The following is a 2,695-nucleotide window of genomic DNA, read 5'->3' as shown; positions in this document are numbered from 1 at the left end:
TCCGACGTGGGCGGGCCGCGCGGTGGCGCGGCCTGCACCGAGTCGGTGCCGTTCGCGGCGCGTACCGAGGGCTACCGGGGGTTCCGCATCCCGGCGGTCGTCGAGGCCGACGGGGTGCTGCTGGCGTTCGCGGAGGGGCGCAGGGTGTCGCTCGCGGACGACGGTGACATCGACGTGGTGGTGCGGCGGTCGCGGGACGGCGGCTGCACCTGGGGGCCGTTGCGGGTGGTGGCGGACGCCGGCCGCGACACGATCGGCAATCCCTCACCGGTGGTGGATCCGGGCACCGGTGACGTCGTCCTGCTGAGCTGCCGCAACGAGCACGGCGTCATGGGGCGGCGCCGGGTGTTCGTGCAGCGCAGCGACGACGTCGGCGAAACCTTCGGTGCGCCTCGGGAGATCACGGACCAGGTGAAGCCCGGCAACTGGAACTGGTACGGCACCGGGCCGGGCCACGCGCTGGCGCTGCGGCACGGACCGCGTCCGGGTCGGCTGCTGGTGCCGGCCAACCACAGCCACCGACCGGCGGGTTCGTCGGGACGGTACCGGCCGGGGGCGCACTCGCTGTACAGCGACGACGGCGGGCGGACGTGGCGACTCGGCTATGTCGCGCAGCCGTCGGAGGACGGGCCGGGGATCGACGAGAACACCTTCGCCGAGCTGCCCGACGGCCGGGTGTACAGCAACGTGCGGGTGCAGAAGGGCAGTTCGACGGCGACCCGCGCGGACGCCTACCTGGCTCCGGGCGGCACGTCGCTGCTGGCGCCCTACCGTGCCCGGCCCGCCCTGCGCGGCCCGGTGGTGCAGGGCAGCACGCTGTGGGCGGCGCCCCACCTCGTCTACTCGGGTCCGGCCGATCCGGACGCCCGCAGGTCCCTCACGCTGCGGGTCAGTGACGACGAGGGCCGCAGTTGGCGCACCGGTCCGCGCCTGACGTCTGACCGCTCGGCCTACTCGGATCTGGTGCGGGTCGACGACGACACGTTGGGGGTCCTGCACGAGAAGGGCGTCAAGTCCCCCTACGAGACGCTCACCTTCACCCGGGTCGCGGTGGACGCGCTCGCCGCCGGTTCCCGGTCCTGACGCCGTACGGGCACGGTCGCCGTGGGCCGGGGCCGGGGCCGAGGAACCTGCGGGAATCCCCGGAACGGGCCGGAACCCGGGCTGTCGGGACGGGTGGACGCAGTTGAGGGATTCACCTGGATCGGCGATTGGTGCCGTCCCGGACCTTGACGTCCGCCGCCCCTTCCGGCGTAGGTTCTGAGAGCGCTCTCACCCCACGGGAGCGAGTGCCGGACTGTGCCCCCGGCCGCCGCCGTCGGCTCGACCCGCGGCGGAAGGCATCACAGCGGGAGCCCCCAAGGGCTGTCCCTCACAACGCCCGAGGCCTCTCGTGCCCCACAGCACCACCCCCCACACGAGGAGAAACAAGCGTGCGTGCCCCCAAGAAACTGCTGGCGACGCTTGCCGCCGCAACGGTCGCCGGAGCGGGATTCACCGCCGTCGGCACCCAGTCAAATGCGGAAGCCGCGATAGCCGACACCATCCCGATCACCCTGAAGAACGACTCGGGGCGCAGCGAGCAGATCTACGTCTACAACATCGGCACCGACCTGGAGAGCGGCAAGCAGGGCTGGGCGGACGAGAACGGAACGTTCCACCCCTGGCCGGCGGGCGCCGAGGTCCCGATCGAGGCCCCCGACGCGTCGATGGAGGGCCCGGCCGCCGGTGAGTCCATGACGATCCAGCTGCCCAAGTTCTCCGGCCGCGTGTACTACTCGTACGGCGAGAAGCTCACCTTCAAGCTCGCCACCGGCGGCCTCGTGCAGCCGGCCGTGCAGAACCCGAGCGACCCCAACCGGGACACGCTGTTCAACTGGACCGAGTACACGCTGAACGACTCCGGGGTGTGGATCAACAGCACCCAGGTGGACATGTTCTCGGCGCCCTACTCGGTCGGCGTCGAGGGCTCCGACGGGAGGACCCAGACCACCGGCAAGCTCAAGCCGGGCGCCTACGGCGACTTCTTCGACTCCCTGAGGAACCAGCCCGGTTGGTCCGACCTGATCCACACCCGGCCGGACGGGACCGTGCTGCGGGCCCTCTCCCCCGGCCACGCCATCGGCACCGGTGACCTCCCCACGGACTCGATGGACGACTACGTCAACCGCGTGTGGGACCACTACCGCGACAACACGCTCACCGTGACGCCGTTCTCGCACGAGCCGGACACCAAGTTCCACGGCCGGGTCTCCGGTGACGTCATGAACTTCACCGACACCTCCGGCTCGGTGGTCACCAGCTTCGAGAAGCCGGACAGCGACAGCATCTTCGGCTGCCACAAGCAGCTGGACGCCCCGAACGACCACGTGCGCGGCCCGATCTCGCGCACCCTGTGCGCCGGCTTCCACCGCACCACGCTGCTCACCAACTCCGAGCAGCCCGACGCCGACGCGTCCGGGTTCTACCAGGACCCGGTGACCAACCACTACGCACGGCTGGTGCACGAGGCGATGGCCGACGGCAAGGCGTACGCCTTCGCCTTCGACGACGTCGGCAACCACGAGTCGCTCGTCCACGACGGCGACCCGAAGAACGCCACCATCACCCTCGAGTCCTTCGAGTAGGCCGGGAGGAGCCGGGCGCGCGGCGGTCACCCCGCGGGCTCCGGGGCCCCGCCGCCGCCCGGGCCTCC

2 protein-coding genes are annotated in these 2,695 nt (G+C 71.5%); both read left to right on the top strand.

Annotated elements, in window-relative coordinates:
• Positions 1 to 1,083 (top strand): sialidase family protein (locus ACYVE9_RS21955; protein WP_461029612.1); only part of this gene is annotated, 1,083 nt, incomplete at its 5' end.
• Between the two features lie 350 nt (positions 1,084 to 1,433).
• On the top strand, positions 1,434 to 2,627 hold the full coding sequence (locus ACYVE9_RS21950; protein WP_461029611.1) for a glycoside hydrolase family 64 protein: 1,194 nt from the start codon (positions 1,434 to 1,436) through the stop codon (positions 2,625 to 2,627).
• Positions 2,628 to 2,695 lie beyond the last annotated feature (68 nt).

This window comes from Streptomyces sparsus, assembly GCF_054776295.1.
This window is presented reverse-complemented; position numbering and strand designations above follow the sequence as displayed.